The sequence below is a fragment of the Bradyrhizobium sp. CCGUVB23 genome, assembly GCF_024199885.1.
In the GTDB taxonomy this organism is placed as follows: domain Bacteria; phylum Pseudomonadota; class Alphaproteobacteria; order Rhizobiales; family Xanthobacteraceae; genus Bradyrhizobium.
On the sequence record NZ_JANADQ010000001.1, the window covers coordinates 8,268,258 to 8,284,874 of the forward strand.

A 16,617-nucleotide genomic window follows, 5' to 3' on the forward strand; every position below is an offset into this window, starting at 1 on the left:
AGTTGACGCGACGTCCTGTGATGGACCGCGGTGAGGCGAGACAGCGCCGCGCCGCGGGTCAACCGGCAGGCAAGAAGGATTTTCAACGATGGCTACGATCACAGCTGCGATGGTCAAGGATCTGCGCGAGTCGACCGGCGCAGGCATGATGGACTGCAAGGTCGCGCTCACCGAAAACGACGGCAACATGGAAGCGGCGCAGGATTGGCTCCGCAAGAAGGGCCTGTCGAAGGCCGCGAAGAAGTCTGGCCGCGTCGCGGCCGAGGGCCTGATCGGCGCGCTCACCAAGGGCACCAAGGGTGTCGTGGTCGAGGTCAACTCCGAGACCGACTTTGTCGCGCGCAACGGCCAGTTCCAGGGCCTTGTCAAGATGATCGCCCAGGTCGCATTCGACGCCGGCGCCGATGTCGAGAAGATCAAGGCCACCAAGGTCGGCGACGTCACGGTCGAGGCTGCGATCAATGATGCGATCGCCACCATCGGCGAGAACATGACGCTGCGCCGCGCCGCTGCGCTCGAAGTGAAGCAGGGCGTGGTGTCGAGCTACGTCCATGGCGCCGTCATCGATGGGGCCGGCAAGATGGGTGTTCTCGTCGCCCTCGAATCGTCCGGCAAGGCCGACGAACTCGCTGTGCTCGGCCGCCAGCTCGCCATGCATGTCGCGGCCGCCAATCCGCTCGCGCTCGAACCGGCCGGTCTCGATCCGGCGATCGTGAAGCGCGAGAAGGACGTGCTCGCCGACAAGTACCGCCAGCAGGGCAAGCCGGAGAACGTGATCGAGAAGATCGTCGAGTCCGGCCTGAAGACCTACTACAAGGAAGTCTGCCTGCTCGAGCAGGCCTTCATCCACGACACCGGCAAGTCGGTGGCGCAGGCGGTGAAGGAAGCTGAGGGCAAGGTCGGGGGCCCCGTGAAGATCGCCGGCTTTGTGCGCTATGCTCTCGGTGAGGGAATCGAGAAGCAGGAAAGCGACTTCGCGGCGGAAGTCGCGGCCGCCAGCGGCAAGAAGTAAGCGCCGGGACGTTTCCTTCCGGCGTGCCGCCGGAAGCGGCGCCCGGAGAAGGAAAGTGCTCATGACTGATCCGGTCTACCGTCGCGTGGTGATCAAGCTGTCCGGCGAATATCTCGCGGGACCGCAGGGATTTGGGATCGACCAGCCGACGGTTGACCGGGTTGCCGACGATCTGATCGCCGCCCGCCATCTCGGTGCCGAGGTCGCGGTGGTGATCGGCGGCGGCAATATCGTTCGCGGCGTCGAGGTGTCCTCCCGCGGCGTGTCGCGCCCGACAGGCGACACCATGGGCATGCTCGCCACCGTGATGAACTGCCTCGCGGTGGAAGCGGCGATCGAACGCAAGGGCGCGCCGGCGCGCACTCTGTCGGCTTTCGTCATGCCCGAGATTTCCGAGCTGTTCACCCGCGCTGCGGCGCACAAATACCTCGCCGAGGGCCGAATCGTGCTGCTCGGCGGCGGAACCGGCAATCCGTTCTTCACGACCGACACCACGGCGGTGCTGCGCGCCGCCGAGATCGGCGCCGAGGCCGTCCTCAAGGCGACCAATGTCGACGGCGTCTATTCGGCCGATCCCAAGAAGGATCCGGCCGCCAAGCGCTTCGACCGGCTGACGCACAAGCAGGCGATCGAGGGCGACTATAAGGTGATGGATGCGACCGCCTTCGCGCTTGCCCGCGAGACGTCGCTGCCTATCATCGTATTCTCGATCGCGGAGCCCGGTTCAATCGGCGCGATTCTGCGTGGCGTCGGCCGCGGGACGATCGTCGCTGGCTGACGGCCTAGCGGGCGTCCTCGGTGAGGATGCGGGGCGCGGCGCCAGGTTTTTGAAGGAGAAGCGTGATGACCACGGGTAATTTCGACCTCAACGAATTGAAGCGCCGTATGCAGGGCGCCGTCCAGTCGCTCAAGCACGAGCTCGGGGGCCTGCGCACCGGGCGCGCCTCCGCCTCGATGCTCGATCCGGTCCAGGTCGATGCCTATGGCAGTCACATGCCCCTCAACCAGCTCGCCACTGTCAGCGTGCCGGAGCCGCGCCTGATCTCGGTGCAGGTCTGGGACAAGAGCATGGTCAAGGCGGTAGAGAAGGCGATCGTCGATTCCAACCTCGGCCTGTCGCCCGCCACCGAGGGCCAGGTGCTGCGCCTGCGCATCCCCGAGCTCAACGAGGAGCGCCGCAAGGAGCTGGTCAAGGTCGCGCACAAATACGCCGAAGCGGCCAAAGTCGCCGCGCGCCATGTCCGTCGCGACTGTCTCGACGTGCTCAAGAAGCTCGAGAAGAATCACGAGATGTCGGAGGACGACCAGAAGCGTCACGCCGACGAGGTGCAGAAAGCGACCGATGGCACGATCACCGAGATCGACCAACTGCTGGCGGCCAAGGAAAAAGAGATTCTGACGGTCTAGAGAAGCCTTCATGTCCAACGCCGCCGCGCCCGTCACGGAAGGACCGGAAAGGTCCGAGGCGCCCGCGCATGTCGCCATCATCATGGATGGCAACGGGCGCTGGGCGGCTGCGCGTGGCCTGCCGCGCGCCGAGGGCCACCGCCGCGGCGTCGAAGCGTTGCGCCGCGTCGTCCGTGCCTCGCATGAGCTAGGCATCCGCTACCTCACCATCTTCTCCTTCAGCTCCGAGAACTGGTCGCGTCCGGCAAGCGAGATCGGCGATCTCTTTGGCCTGTTGCGCCGCTTCATCCGCAACGACCTCGCGAGCCTGCACCGCGATGGCGTCAAGGTGCGCATCATCGGCGAGCGCGAGGGACTTGAAGGCGACATCTGCGCCCTTTTGAACGAGGCCGAGGAGCTGACGCGCAACAACACGCGTCTCACGCTCGTCGTCGCCTTCAACTACGGCTCACGGCAGGAGATCGCGAAAGCCGCGCAAAAGCTCGCGCGCGAAGCTGCCGAGGGCAGGCGCGATCCGGCCTCGATCGATGCCGAAACGCTCGGGCAATATCTCGACGCGCCCGAGATTCCCGATCCCGATCTCATCATTCGCACCTCTGGCGAGCAGCGCCTGTCCAATTTCCTGATGTGGCAGGCCGCCTATAGCGAGCTGGTGTTCGTGCCGATTCATTGGCCGGATTTCGACAAGGCTGCGCTGGAAGGCGCGATTGCCGAATTTGCCAGGCGCGAGCGCCGTTTCGGCGGCCTGGTCGCGAAAACCGCCTCGTGACCGAAAACGACGCCGCGCCGGCGGGCTCAACGCCGGCTTCAAGCAACCTGATGATGCGTGTCCTCGCGGCCCTCGTGCTGGCGCCGCTGGCGATCGCGCTCGCCTATGCCGGCGGCTGGATCTGGGCGTTCCTGGTTACGCTCACCTCGATCGGGTTGTTCGTGGAATGGCTGACGGTGGTCGGGGCAGGGCGGGTTGTCCTGACGGCGTGCGGGACGATCGTTCTCGCCATCATGGGGTTCTGTGTCGCCTTCGGGGCGCTCAAGGCGGCGGTCGTGATTGGCGTCGTCGGCGGCGTCGTGATCATGTTGCTGGCGAAAGACAAGTTCATCTGGGCGGCGACCGGCTTCGCCTATGCGGTGGCTGCGCTGCTCGCCTCGATCCTGGTGCGGCAGGATCCGGTCAACGGATTCGTCGCTCTGATGTTCGTGTTGCTGGTGGTGTGGGCGACCGACATCGGTGGCTATTTTGCGGGCCGGAGCATCGGCGGTCCAAAATTGTGGCCGCGCGTGAGCCCCAAAAAGACCTGGGCCGGCGCGCTCGGCGGCTTCGTCGCGAGCCTGGCGGTCGCAGGCGGTTTTGCCGCCTCCGGGTTCGGCAAGGCGGTTCCGCTGCTGGCCCTCGGCGCGATCTTGTCGGTGGTCTCGCAAGCCGGCGATCTCTTCGAATCCGCGGTCAAACGCCGGTTCGGCGTCAAGGATTCCAGTCACTTAATCCCCGGCCATGGGGGGCTGATGGACCGCCTGGACGGCTTCATCGCGGCCATTCTGGTGGCCTGGATTTTCGGCTACCTGCGCCATGGTGTGCATAGCGCGGGAAGCGGTCTTATGGTTTGGTGAAACAATGAGCCCAGTCCCTTTGCGTAACAACAAGCCCGCGGCCTCCGCGGTGCGCAGCGTCACCGTCCTCGGTGCCACCGGCTCGATTGGCGACAGCACGATGGATTTGCTTCGCGCTTCGCCCGAGCGCTATCGCGTCGAGGCGCTGACCGCCAATGGCAATGTCGGCGCGCTTGCAAAGCTTGCGAAAGAGTTTTCCGCGCGCTTCGTCGCCATCGCGGACACCTCAAAGCTTGCCGAGCTCAAGGACGCGCTCGCCGGCACCAAGACCGAATGCGGCGCCGGCGAGAGCGCGGTCATCGAGGCTGGCGCGCGGCCGGCCGACTGGGTGATGGCGGCGGTGAGCGGTGCGGCCGGACTGAAGCCCGCGCTCGCCGCGGTCGATCGCGGCGCCCATGTTGCGCTCGCCAACAAGGAATGCCTCGTCTGCGCCGGCGATTTCTTCATGCAGCGCGCCGCCAAGGCGGGTGCGTGCATTCTGCCCGCCGATTCCGAGCACAACGCGCTGTTCCAGGCGCTGAGCTCGGGCAATCGTGACGAACTCGTGCGCGTCATCATTACCGCCTCGGGCGGCCCGTTCCGCACCTGGAAGAGCACGGACATCGAGCAGGCGACGCTGGCCCAGGCGCTCAAGCATCCGAACTGGAGCATGGGCCAGAAGATCACGATCGATTCAGCCTCGATGATGAACAAGGGCCTCGAGGTGATCGAGGCGTCCTATCTGTTCGCCTTGAAGCCGGACGAGATCGACGTGCTGGTGCATCCGCAGTCGATCATCCACGGCATGGTCGAATTCTCCGACTGCTCGGTCGTTGCCCAGCTCGGCGCGCCCGACATGCGCACCCCGATCGCGCACTGCCTCGGCTGGCCCGACCGCATCAAGGGACCGGCCGCCAAGCTCGACCTCGCCAAGATCGGGCAGTTGACGTTCGAGGCGCCGGACTTCGAACGCTTCCCGGGACTGCGGCTTGCTTACGATTCGTTAAGGACCGGACGCGGCGCGACTACGGTATATAATGCTGCGAACGAGGTCGCGGTGGCGGCCTTCACCGCCGGCAAGATCAGATTCGGCGCCATTGCGCGGCTGGTCGAAGCAACGCTCGAAGACTGGATCAAGGGTGGCAATCTGGCGCCCTTGTCCTCGGCGGATGATGCCATCGCCGTTGACCATAGTGCGCGAAATAAAGCAGCCACCCTATTGCCTCAAATTGCCTTAAAGGCATCCTAGTAGGTTCGGAACCGGGGCCGCGAGGCCCCGGGTTAAGAGGAATCAATGACTGAGTTTTTCCTCCATAGCTTCAATACGTTGAGCCATGGGCTCATCGGTTACGCGATCCCCTTTTTATTCGTCCTGACCATCGTCGTTTTCTTCCATGAGCTCGGCCATTTCCTGGTCGCGCGCTGGGCCGGCGTGAAAGTGTTGACCTTCTCGCTCGGCTTCGGCCCCGAACTCGTCGGATTCAACGACCGCCATGGCACGCGATGGAAAATCTCGGCGATCCCGCTCGGCGGCTATGTCAAATTTTTCGGCGACGACACCGAGGCTTCGACGCCGTCGGCCGAGACGCTGGCTGCGATGTCGGCGGAGGAACGCGCCGGCAGCTTCCATCACAAGAAGGTCGGTCCCAGGGCAGCGATCGTCGCGGCCGGACCGATCGCGAACTTTCTGCTCGCGATCGTGATCTTCACCTGCCTTTTCACCTTTTTCGGCAAGCCATCGACCACGGCGCGAGTCGACAAGATCGAGGCCGGCAGTGCGGCGGCTACGGCCGGCTTCCAGGTCGGCGACGTCGTGACCGCCATCGACGGAACCAAGATCGGAAGCTTCTCCGACATGCAGCGAATCGTCGGCACGCATGCCGGCGACAAGCTGACCTTCACCGTGAAGCGGGGCGATTCCCAGGTCGATCTGGCCGGGACGCCGGAACTGCGCGAGGTGAAGGATCCGTTCGGCAACGTACACCGGCTCGGCGTGCTCGGAATCACCCGGCAGACAGCCGCTGGTGACACCGTCACCGAGCGGGTCGATCCGGCCACCGCGCTGTGGCTGGGCGTGAAGGAAACCTGGTTCGTGATCGACCGGACGCTGGCCTATATCGGCGGGGTCTTTGCGGGCCGCGAGGCCGCCGATCAGGTCGGCGGTCCCCTGCGAATCGCCCAGATCTCCGGGCAGGTCGCGACGATCGGGCTCGCGGCGCTGGTGCATCTGGCCGCAGTGCTGTCGATCTCGATCGGGCTATTGAACCTGTTTCCCGTTCCGCTGCTCGATGGCGGGCACCTTTTGTTCTATGCGGTGGAGGCGGTACGGGGCCGGCCTTTGTCGGAGCGCGCGCAGGAGATGGGGTTCCGAATCGGGCTCGGCTTGGTACTGATGTTGATGGTGTTCGCCACCTACAACGACATCCTTCATCTGGCGGCATCGTGAAGCGGGCTTTTTTGTGACGTTGCTCTTAGGCAACGTCCTGGACTGAAATTGAAATTACGGCGCGCTCGGCCGTTTGCGGCGTCGGTGAAATTAGCTACAAGCGGCATGAAACTTGGGGAATCTCCCAGACCGGCGTTGGGGTTGGGTCTGGCACTGGAATGATAAGGGCGTCGTTGCGCATGATTTTTGGTATGAAGGTCCGGGGGGGCCTGCTCGCCACCCTGATCATGTTCGGCGTGCCGGTGCTTGCCCCGGTCGGGGCCGCTCTTGTGTCTTCGCCTGCTGCGGCCCAGACCGTGGATTCGATTGCGGTAGAGGGGAACCGCCGTGTCGAGGTCGAGACCATCCGTTCCTATTTCAAGCCGGGCCCGGGTGGGCGGCTTGACCAGGCGGCCATCGACGACGGCCTCAAGGCGCTGATCGAGACCGGCCTGTTCCAGGACGTGAAGATCAACCGCGTCGGCGGCCGGATCGTGGTTTCGGTGGTTGAAAACGCCGTGATCGGCCGCGTCGCCTTCGAGGGCAACAAGAAGATCAAGGACGAGCAGCTCACCGCCGAAGTCCAGTCCAAGCCGCGCGGCACGTTCTCTCGCGCCGTGGTGCAGTCGGACACGCTGCGCATCGCCGAAATCTATCGCCGCTCCGGCCGCTATGACGTGCACGTCACGCCCGAGATCATCGAGCAGCCGAACAACCGCGTCGATCTGATCTTCACGATCGAGGAGGGCGCCAAGACGGGCGTCAAGTCGATCGACTTCGTCGGCAACGTTGCCTATTCGAGCTATCGCCTGAGGGACGTCATTAAGACTCGTGAGACGAATCTCCTGAGCTTCCTCGGCAGTGCCGACGTCTACGATCCGGACCGGGTCGAGGCCGACCGCGACCTGATTCGCCGCTTCTACCTCAAGCACGGCTTCGCCGACGTGCAGGTGGTCGCCGCGATCACCGAATACGATCCGGAGAGGAAGGGATTCCTCGTCACCTTCAAGATCGAGGAAGGCCAGCAGTACCGCGTCGGCTCGGTCGACTTCCGCACGAGCATCGCCAACTTCGATCCCAACGTGCTGCGCACCTATTCGCGCGTCAATGTCGGCTCGCTCTACAACGTCGAGTCGGTCGAGAAGTCGGTCGAGGAAATGCAGATCGAGGCCTCGCGCCGCGGCTTTGCCTTCGCCGTGGTTCGGCCCGGTGGCGACCGCAATTTCGATGCGCATACCGTGTCGGTCGTGTTCAACATCGACGAAGGTCCGCGCACCTATATCGAGCGCATCAACATTCGCGGCAACAGCCGCACGCGCGACTACGTGATCCGGCGCGAGTTCGACCTCTCCGAGGGCGACGCCTATAACCGCGCGCTGGTCGATCGCGCCGAGCGCCGCCTGAAGAACCTCGACTTCTTCAAGACCGTCAAGATCACTACCGAGCCGGGCTCGTCCAGCGACCGCGTGGTCCTGATCGTCGATCTCGAGGAAAAGTCCACCGGCGACTTCTCAGTGTCGGGCGGCTACTCCACGACCGACGGCGCGCTGGCCGAAGTCTCGATCTCCGAGCGCAACCTGCTCGGCCGCGGGCTGTTCGCCAAGGCCTCCGTCACCTACGGCCAGTATGCGCGCGGCTATTCGCTGTCGTTCGTCGAACCGTACCTGCTCGACTACCGCGTCGCGCTCGGCCTCGACCTCTATCAGCGTACGCAACTGTCCAACAGCTTCATCTCCTACGGCACCAAGACGCTGGGCTTCAGCCCGCGGCTCGGCTTCAGCCTGCGCGAAGATCTGGCCCTGCAGCTGCGCTACTCGGTCTACCGTCAGGAGATCACGCTGCCGTCCTACCTGACGGACTGTAACAACACGCTGGGCGACCCGAACTTCATGAGCCCGGCGTTTGCAAATGCGAATGGCATCAGTCTGGCGGGCACCACCAACAGCCTCGGCTGTTACGCCAACGGCGAAGCCTCGCTGCCGGTGCGCAAGGAACTCGCTGGTGGCAAGACGCTGACCTCGGCGATCGGCTACTCGCTGAACTACAACACGCTCGACAACAACAAGAACCCGACCGACGGCCTCCTGGTCGACTTCAAGCAGGACTTCGCCGGCGTCGGCGGCGACGTCACCTATCTGAAGTCGGCTGTTGATGCGAAGTACTACCAGTCGCTGGTCTCCGACCTCGTCGGCCTGGTCCACTTGCAGGGCGGCATCCTGAACAAGATCGGCAACAACGACATCCGCATGCTCGATCACTTCCAAATGGGCCCGAACCTCGTCCGCGGCTTTGCGCCGAACGGCATCGGTCCGCGCGACCTCAATCCCTACGGCACTCAGGACGCGCTTGGCGGCACGAAGTACTGGGGCGCTTCGCTCGAATTGCAGATGCCGTTCTGGTTCCTGCCCAAGGAAGTGGGCCTGAAGGGCGCGGTCTATGCCGACGCCGGCGGTCTCTACGACTACCAGGGCCCGACGACCTGGGCGTTCACCGGCGAAACGACGACGACGAAGAACTCGAACTGTACGCCGTCAACCGTCAACCCGGCCACGCCTGGAACTTGTACCGGATTGGTGTATGACAACGGTAACGTCGTCCGCTCGTCGGTGGGTGTTGGTCTGATCTGGCAGTCTCCGTTCGGACCGCTGCGCTTCGACTACGCAGTGCCGCTCACCAAGGGCGCGTATGACCGCGTGCAGCAGTTCCGGTTCGGCGGCGGTACGTCGTTCTAAGCTGATCTCCGGCCGGACCTCGACGGGGTGGAATGGCGCAGCCGACCTTCTTCAAGAAGCCGCCTGCGTCGGCGCTGGCTGATATCGCCACGCTGACGAAGGCGCAGCTGGTCGACCCGGCCCGGGCCGGCCACATCATCACGGGCCTGGCTTCGCTCGACGAAGCCGGCCCGATGCATCTGACGTTCTTCGACAACCTCAAATATGTCGACCAGCTCAAGGCGACCAAGGCCGGAGCTTGCCTCGTCAGCCCGCGCTTCGAGGCGCAGGTGCCGGCCCACGTCGCCGCGCTACGCGCGGCGCAGCCGTTTCGCGCCTTCGTCAGGATCGCCCGGGAATGGCACGGCGATGCGCTGAGGCCGCAATCCTCGGTCGGCAATGACGGCATTGCGCCGTCGGCGATCATCGATCCGACCGCGCATCTCGAGGACGGCGTCGTGGTCGATCCGCTGGCCGTCATCGGCCCCGAGGTCGAGATCGGCAGCGGCACCGTGATCGGCGCCGGCGCGGTGATCGGCCCCGGCGTCAAGATCGGCCGGGACTGCGACGTCGGCGCCCGTACGGCCATCCAGTGCGCCCTGATCGGCAACAACGTGCTGATCCACCCCGGCTGCTCAATCGGCCAGGACGGCTACGGCTTCGTCTTTTTCGGTCCCGAGGGCCATCTCAAGGTCCCGCAGACCGGCCGGGTGCTGATCCAGAACGACGTGGAGGTCGGCGCCGGCACCACCATCGATCGCGGGTCCTTGCGTGACACCGTGATCGGGGAGGGCACCAAAATCGACAACCAGGTCCAGATCGGCCACAATGTGACCATCGGCCGGAACTGCCTGCTGGCGGCCCAGATCGGCCTCGCCGGCAGCCTGACGATCGGCGACAACGTGGCGCTGGGAGCGAAGGTTGGCATCAACAATCACCTCAAGATCGGCGATGGGGCGCAGGTCACCGCGATGAGCGGCGTCAAGGACGACATCCCGGCAGGCGGACGCTGGGGCGGCTTTTTTGCCAAGCCGACCAAGCAGTGGTTCAAGGAGATCATCGCGGTGGAGCGTCTGGTGCGCGACAGCAAGGCCGATAAGGACGAGGGACAGGAGTGATGGAGGAAGCGCCGGTCAGGTTCGAACTCGTGGACATCAATGCGATTCTGCGCACGCTCCCGCACCGCTTCCCGATGCTGCTGATCGATCGGGTGATCAACATCCGCACCGATTACAGCGGTATCGGCATCAAGAACGTCACCTTCAACGAGCCGGCGTTCCAGGGGCATTTCCCCGAGCGGCCGGTCTATCCCGGCGTGATGATGATCGAGGCGATGGCGCAGACTGCCGGCGTGATCGGCATCACATCGGTCGATGGCACCGAGAAGCCGCGGGCGGTGTATTTCCTCACCATCGACAAGTGCAAATTCCGCAAGCCCGTGCTGCCCGGCGACACCATCGAATACCACATGCGTTCGATCGGTCGGCGCAAGGCGATGTGGTGGTTTCACGGCGACGCCAAGGTCAACGGTCAGGTCGTCGCCGAAGCCGACGTCGGCGCGATGCTGACGGACTGAGGCCAGCCGGCCCGCGGCGCTATTTCACTGGCTTTTGCGTCGGACAGTCATAGCGCTCGCCAGAGGCTGGTCGCCGGATCGTCCGGTTGAAGAATTGGCCCATCGACGGCGCGCCCATCAGAGCCGCAACGGTGTCGGCTGGTACGCTGCAATAACGATCATAGGTACCGTTGACGGCGACGATCAGATCGTTCTCCGAGACGTCGTAGCAAACGCGCTGGAGGACGGTGCTGCGGCTGATGTCGCGGCACGCGAACGCCGCGAGATCGACGCGGCCGCATCCTCTGATCTCGACCGTTTCAGATACGATCGGCGCAGCCATCAACTGCGAGAGCAGGATTGCTATGGTCCTGACCACGTTCTGTTCAAGCTCCGTGTGAAGTCGTTAACGAGCCGAGGAGGCTTGCTCCTTCCGAACTTGAAACAAGCCGAGATGATACGTCACTGGACAGATCACGCAAAGTCGCGCTAACCACCGGAAAACCGAACGACTTCAACGGATAGCCAGACCTTCTTAATGAGCAAGATTGATCCCACCGCGCGCGTGGAAGACGGCGCCGTGATCGGCGAGGGCACAGAGATCGGGCCCTACTGCATCATCGGCCCGAACGTCGTGATCGGCAGAAATTGCAAGCTGATCGGGCATGTGCACATCACGGCGCAGACCACCATCGGCGACGATTGCACCATCTATCCGTTCGCCTCGCTCGGCACGCCGCCGCAGTCGCTCAGCTATCGCGGCGAGCTGACGAAGCTCCGGATCGGCTCAGGCTGCACCATCCGCGAATCCGTGACCATGAATGCAGGCACCGTCGCCGGCGGCGGCATCACAGAGGTCGGCGACCGCGGCTATTTCATGAATTGCAGCCATGTCGGGCACGACTGCCACGTCGGCAACGACGCGATCTTCGCGACCTCGGCGACGCTCGGAGGTCACTGTGAACTCGGCGACTTCGTCTTCATCGGCGGGTTGTCTGCGGTGCACCAGTTCACGCGCATCGGTCCGCAGGTGATGGTCGGTGGCGTTTGTGGCGTGCGCGACGACATCATCCCCTTCGGGCTCGTCAACGGCCAGTATGCGGTGCTCGAAGGTCTCAATATCATCGGCATGAAGCGGCGCAAGTTCACCAAGCAGCGGCTCGCGAGCGTGCGCGCGTTCTATCAAAAGCTGTTCCATGGCCCCGGGATTTTCGCCGAGCGGCTCGCTTCGGTGCAGCCGCTTGCGGCCGAGGATCCCGCGATCGCCGAAATTCTCGATTTCATCGGCAAGGGCAAGCATCGCCCGCTCTGTCTTCCCGCGATGGGGCAGTAAGCACGGGGATGGCCGCGAGCATGACATCGGCGGCTCCAGAGATTTCGTCACCGGTCGGCGTCATCGCCGGCGGCGGCGCCATGCCGTTTGCGGTTGCGGAGTCGCTCGCCGCACGTGGCATCGCACCGGTGCTGTTTCCGCTCCGCGGCGCCTGCGATCCTGTCCAGGTGGAAAAATTCCGACATCGCTGGATCTCGGTGGGGCAGCTCGGCCGCGCCATGCGCCTGTTTCGTGAAGAGGGCTGCCGCGACCTGATCTTCATCGGCACCTTGATGCGGCCATCGCTGTCGGAAGTGCGCTTCGATCTCAAGACACTCCGGCTTCTCGGGCACGTCGTCCGCGCGTTTCGCGGGGGCGACGACCATCTGCTCTCCGGCGTCGGTCGCATGCTCGAGCAGGACGGCTTTCGCATGGTCGGGATCAAGGACGTCGCGCCTGATCTGTTGATGCCCGAGGGCTGCATCACCCGTGCCTTGCCGGCAGACAACGCCAGGAGTGATATCGAGCGCGGCCGCGCGGTGCTGGCTGCGCTGAGCCCGTTTGACATCGGCCAGGCCGTGGTCGTGATCGACGGCCATGTGGTCGCGGTCGAGGACATCGAGGGCACCGACGGGCTGCTCCAGCGTGTGGCGCGGCTGCGCAGCGAGGGCCGCATCCGCGCGGCGCGCGGGCGCGGCGTGCTGGTCAAGGCGCCGAAGCGCGGACAAGATCTGCGCTTCGATCTGCCGACGATCGGCCCGCGCACCGTTGAAGGTGTCGCCAGCGCTGGCCTTTCGGGCATCGCCGTGATCGCGGGCAACACCATCGCCGCCGAGCCGCAGGCGATGATCGAGCGCGCCGACGCCAATTACCTCTTCGTCATCGGCCTGCAATCGTGATGTCTGGGCGCGATCCAAAGCGAAGGATTTTTCTGATCGCCACGGAGGAGTCCGGCGACCGGCTGGGAGCTGCGCTGATGAAGGTGCTGCGCCAGCGGCTCGGCGATGGCGTGCAATTCGAGGGCGTCGGTGGCCGCACCATGGCGCGCGAGGGGCTGGTCTCACTCTTTCCGATCGAGGAGCTCTCGATCGTCGGCTTTGCTGCCGTCGTGCAGCAGCTGCCAAAAATCCTGCGCCTGATCCGCAAGACCGCAGATGCCGTGACGGAAGCTGCGCCCGACGCGCTCGTCATCATCGACAGTCCCGACTTCACCCATCGCGTCGCCCGCCGTGTCCGCGCACGCAATCCGGCGATCCCGATCGTCGACTACGTCTCGCCCTCGGTCTGGGCGTGGCGGCCGGGCAGGGCGCGGGCCATGCTGTCATATGTCGATCACGTGCTCGGCCTGATGCCGTTCGAGCCCGAGGAATACCGCAAGCTGCGGGGCCCGCCGTGCAGCTATGTCGGCCATCCCCTGATCGAACAATTGTCCTCGCTGCGACCGAATGCGGAGGAGCAGAAGCGCCGCGATGGCGAGCCGCCGGTGCTGCTGGTCTTGCCCGGCAGCCGGCGCAGCGAGATCAGGCATCATCTCGAGGTGTTCGGCGCGGCGCTCGGCCGATTGGAGGCTAGCGGCCAGCGCTTCGAATTGGTGCTGCCGACCATGTCGCATCTCGAACCAACGGTGCGCGAGGGCACCGCAAGCTGGCCGGTCAAGCCGCAAATCGTGGTGGGCGAAGCCGAGCGGCGAGCCGCGTTCCGGACCGCGCGCGCGGCGCTGGCGAAATCCGGCACGGTGACGCTGGAGCTTGCGCTGTCGGGCATTCCCATGGTGACGGCCTATCGCGTCGGCGCGATCGAGGCCTTCATCCTGCGCCGCGCCATCAGTGTCTCCTCCGTGATCCTCGCCAATCTCGTAATCGGCAAAGAGGTGATCCCCGAGTTTCTGCAGGAGGACTGCACGTCCGAGAAACTTGCGCAGGCACTGGCCGAGGTGTTGACGGACTCGCCGCTGCGCAAGCAGCAAGTCGAAGCCTTCGCCCAGCTCGACACGATCATGTCGACCGGAAATAAGTCGCCGAGCGTGCTGGCGGCGGACATCGTGCTGGCGACGATGCGGAAGGGGCGGGCGGGGAAGCTGGGCTAAAGCGGGATGGGGTTAGGTTGAATCGATTTGGGATTCCCAAATCAGGCTGTTTCTGATTCACCATGCTGGCTGGGCGGAGGCCAGCATGGATGGGCAAGCCTTATTCTCTGGATCTTCGCAAGCGTGTCGTGGCCGCGATCGAGGGCGGGATGTCCCGCAATCAGGCAGCCAAGCAGTTTGGGGTCGCGATCAGCACGGCAATTGGCTGGATGAAGCGGGTCGATGAGACCGGCAGCGTTGCTCCGGGCCAGATGGGCGGTCACAAGCCGAAGGCGGTTTCGGGAGACCACGCGGTCTGGCTGTCGCAACGGATCAAGGACGGCGATTTCACCATACGCGGGCTCGTTGCCGAGCTTGCCGGACGCGGTCTGAAGATCGACTACCACTCGGTGTGGGACTTCGTGCATGCCGAGAAGCTCAGCTTCAAAAAAAAGCGTGGCGGCTGGCGAACGCGATCGTCCCGAGGTCGCGCGGCGGCGAGCCCAGTGGGCAAAGTATCAAGGTCGCGTCGAAGCTGAGCGGCTGGTCTTTATCGACGAGACCTGGACCAGGACCGACATGGCTCCGCTGCGGGGATGGGCCCCACGCGGGCACAGACTTCCGGCCAAGGTTCCTCACGGACGCTGGAAGACCATGACCTTCCTGGCCGCCTTGCGCCATGACCGGATCGATGCGCCATGGTTCATCGAGGGACCAATCGATGGCGTAAGCTTTCGGACTTATGTCGAGAAGGTTCTTCTGCCGACCCTTCGCCCTGGCGATATCGTGGTCATGGACAATCTCGGCAGCCACAAAAGCAAGCTCGTGCGCCAGCTCATTCGCTCCGCCGGCGCCAAACTGTTCTTCCTGCCAAAATACTCGCCCGACCTGAACCCGATCGAACAGGTCTTTGCCAAGCTCAAACATCTGCTCCGAAAGGCCGCCGCCCGAACCGTCGATACGGTCTGCGCCGCCATCGGTGAAGTTCTGACGGCATTCACCCCTGGAGAATGCGCGAACTACCTCGAAAATTCAGGCTATCGAACCTAATGCCATCACGCTTTAGCGGCGATCACAAACAAAAACGGCGCCATCCACAATCGCGCCGTTTCGTTTGGCCTTGGAGCCGACCTTACTTCCGCTGGTCGATCGGCACGTAGTCGCGCTTGGTGACGCCGGTGTAGAGCTGGCGCGGGCGGCCGATCTTCTGCTGCGGATCCTCGATCATTTCGCTCCACTGGCTGATCCAGCCGACGGTGCGCGCGACCGCGAACAGCACGGTGAACATCGAGACCGGGAAACCCATCGCCTTCAGCGTGATGCCCGAATAGAAGTCGACGTTCGGGTAGAGCTTGCGGTCGATGAAGTACTGGTCGCTGAGCGCGATCTTCTCGAGCTCCAGCGCGACCTTCAGCATCGGATCGTCGCCATGGCCCATCTCCTTGAGCACGGCGTGACACATCTTCTGCATGATCTTGGCGCGCGGATCGTAGTTCTTGTAGACGCGGTGGCCGAAGCCCATCAGGCGGACTTCGCTGTTCTTGTCCTTCACCTTGGCGATGAACTCGGGAATCTTGTCGACGGTGCCGATCTGGTAGAGCATGTTCAGCGCGGCTTCGTTGGCGCCGCCATGCGCCGGGCCCCACAGGCAGGCGATGCCGGCCGCGATGCAGGCGAACGGATTGGCGCCGGACGAGCCGGCGATGCGCACCGTCGAGGTCGAGGCGTTCTGCTCGTGGTCGGCGTGCAGGATGAAGATCTTCTCCAGCGCGTCAGCGAGCACCGGGCTGACCTTGTACTCCTCGCAGGGCACCGCGAAGCACATGTTGAGGAAGTTCTCGGCGAAGCCGAGCGAGTTCTTCGGATACACGAAGGGCTGGCCGACGGTGTACTTGTAGGCCATCGCCGCGAGCGTCGGGATCTTCGCGATCATGCGCATGGAGGCAATCATGCGCTGCTTCGGATCATTGATGTCGGTGGAGTCGTGATAGAAGGCGGCAAGCGCGCCGACCGCTGCCACCATGATCGCCATCGGATGGGCGTCGCGGCGGAAGCCCTGGAAGAAGCGGGCCATCTGCTCGTGCACCATTGTGTGGTGCGTGACGCGGTAGTCGAAATCCTTCTTCTGCGCCGCCGTCGGCAAATTCCCGTAAAGCAGGAGGTAGCAGGTCTCCAGGAAGTCGCCGTGCTCGGCGAGCTGTTCGATCGGATAGCCGCGGTATTCCAGCACGCCGGCGTCGCCGTCGATATAGGTAATCTTGGACTGGCAGCTCGCGGTCGAGGTAAAGCCCGGATCGTAGGTGAAGAGGCCGGATTGGCCATAGAGCTTGCCGATGTCGACGACGTCAGGCCCGACGCTGCCGCTCAGGATCGGGAGATCGTAGTTCTTGTTTCCGACCGTCAGCGTTGCTGTTTTTGTGGATTTTGCGTCCATCGTAAGTCCCCGATGAATTGTGAAACGGGCCGGACCTGATCGTCCCCCAAAAGATGGCGGGGCAAGCCGGATATTCCAGAAGGTACGGGTGAGATGGGTATATTATTGC

General features: G+C 64.0%; 16 protein-coding genes. 14 read left to right on the plus strand and 2 right to left on the minus strand.

Annotation, left to right across the window (positions count from 1 at the left end; translation table 11 throughout):
* Positions 1-88 precede the first annotated feature (88 nt).
* The 10 genes from tsf to fabZ all read left to right on the plus strand — a co-directional run bounded on the left by tsf (position 89) and on the right by fabZ (position 10,718).
* Complete coding sequence (tsf, locus tag NLN62_RS38505) at positions 89-1,012, plus strand: translation elongation factor Ts (RefSeq protein WP_027523853.1); 924 nt, start codon at positions 89-91, stop codon at positions 1,010-1,012.
* 61 nt (positions 1,013-1,073) lie between these two features.
* Positions 1,074-1,790, plus strand: coding sequence for a UMP kinase (gene pyrH / locus NLN62_RS38510; RefSeq protein ID WP_027523854.1), 717 nt, complete (start codon positions 1,074-1,076; stop codon positions 1,788-1,790).
* 65 nt (positions 1,791-1,855) lie between these two features.
* Positions 1,856-2,419 (plus strand): ribosome recycling factor, encoded by a 564-nt coding sequence (frr, locus tag NLN62_RS38515; protein ID WP_254112195.1) that lies wholly within the window; start codon positions 1,856-1,858, stop codon positions 2,417-2,419.
* 10 nt (positions 2,420-2,429) lie between these two features.
* Complete coding sequence (locus tag NLN62_RS38520; RefSeq protein ID WP_027523856.1) at positions 2,430-3,188, plus strand: isoprenyl transferase; 759 nt, start codon at positions 2,430-2,432, stop codon at positions 3,186-3,188.
* Entirely contained in the window at positions 3,185-4,027 is an 843-nt protein-coding gene (locus tag NLN62_RS38525; RefSeq protein ID WP_254112196.1) for a phosphatidate cytidylyltransferase, read from the plus strand. Before NLN62_RS38520 ends, NLN62_RS38525 begins: the two co-directional genes overlap by 4 nt.
* 4 nt (positions 4,028-4,031) lie before the next feature.
* Positions 4,032-5,255, plus strand: a complete 1,224-nt coding sequence (dxr, locus tag NLN62_RS38530; protein ID WP_027523858.1) for a 1-deoxy-D-xylulose-5-phosphate reductoisomerase — start codon at positions 4,032-4,034, stop codon at positions 5,253-5,255.
* Between the two features lie 45 nt (positions 5,256-5,300).
* Complete coding sequence (locus tag NLN62_RS38535) at positions 5,301-6,452, plus strand: RIP metalloprotease (protein WP_254112197.1); 1,152 nt, start codon at positions 5,301-5,303, stop codon at positions 6,450-6,452.
* A 179-nt stretch (positions 6,453-6,631) separates the two neighbouring features.
* Positions 6,632-9,163 carry an outer membrane protein assembly factor BamA gene (bamA, locus tag NLN62_RS38540; RefSeq protein WP_254112198.1) on the plus strand — a complete coding sequence of 844 codons (2,532 nt, stop codon included), beginning with the start codon at positions 6,632-6,634 and terminating at the stop codon, positions 9,161-9,163.
* A gap of 32 nt (positions 9,164-9,195) precedes the next feature.
* Positions 9,196-10,260 carry a UDP-3-O-(3-hydroxymyristoyl)glucosamine N-acyltransferase gene (gene lpxD, locus NLN62_RS38545; protein WP_254112199.1) on the plus strand — a complete coding sequence of 355 codons (1,065 nt, stop codon included), beginning with the start codon at positions 9,196-9,198 and terminating at the stop codon, positions 10,258-10,260.
* Positions 10,260-10,718, plus strand: coding sequence for a 3-hydroxyacyl-ACP dehydratase FabZ (gene fabZ / locus NLN62_RS38550; protein WP_027523862.1), 459 nt, complete (start codon positions 10,260-10,262; stop codon positions 10,716-10,718). The genes lpxD and fabZ overlap by 1 nt, the downstream gene beginning before the upstream one ends.
* 19 nt (positions 10,719-10,737) lie before the next feature.
* On the opposite strand, the gene NLN62_RS38555 is transcribed toward fabZ, so the two are convergent.
* Entirely contained in the window at positions 10,738-11,076 is a 339-nt protein-coding gene (locus NLN62_RS38555; RefSeq protein WP_027523863.1) for a KTSC domain-containing protein, read from the minus strand.
* A 159-nt stretch (positions 11,077-11,235) separates the two neighbouring features.
* Here NLN62_RS38555 and lpxA point away from each other — a divergent pair, with 159 nt between their 5' ends.
* From lpxA to NLN62_RS38575, 4 genes are all read left to right on the plus strand, one after another.
* Positions 11,236-12,030, plus strand: coding sequence for an acyl-ACP--UDP-N-acetylglucosamine O-acyltransferase (gene lpxA, locus NLN62_RS38560; protein WP_254112200.1), 795 nt, complete (start codon positions 11,236-11,238; stop codon positions 12,028-12,030).
* Positions 12,031-12,050: 20 nt separating this feature from the next.
* A complete protein-coding gene (locus tag NLN62_RS38565) occupies positions 12,051-12,908 on the plus strand; it encodes an LpxI family protein (RefSeq protein ID WP_035662772.1) in 858 nt (285 codons plus the stop codon).
* The gene (gene lpxB, locus NLN62_RS38570; RefSeq protein WP_254112201.1) at positions 12,905-14,095 is read left to right on the plus strand and encodes a lipid-A-disaccharide synthase; all 1,191 of its coding nucleotides are present in this window, start codon (positions 12,905-12,907) and stop codon (positions 14,093-14,095) included. The genes NLN62_RS38565 and lpxB overlap by 4 nt, the downstream gene beginning before the upstream one ends.
* A gap of 89 nt (positions 14,096-14,184) precedes the next feature.
* Positions 14,185-15,124 (plus strand): IS630 family transposase gene (locus NLN62_RS38575; RefSeq protein WP_371932905.1). Its coding sequence is split into 2 segments (ribosomal slippage): positions 14,185-14,520 and positions 14,522-15,124, totalling 939 coding nucleotides; the frame shifts between segments, so codons are not numbered across the junction.
* Positions 15,125-15,206: 82 nt separating this feature from the next.
* Here NLN62_RS38575 and gltA read toward each other — a convergent pair.
* Positions 15,207-16,508, minus strand: a complete 1,302-nt coding sequence (gene gltA, locus NLN62_RS38580; protein ID WP_027523867.1) for a citrate synthase — start codon at positions 16,506-16,508, stop codon at positions 15,207-15,209.
* Positions 16,509-16,617 lie beyond the last annotated feature (109 nt).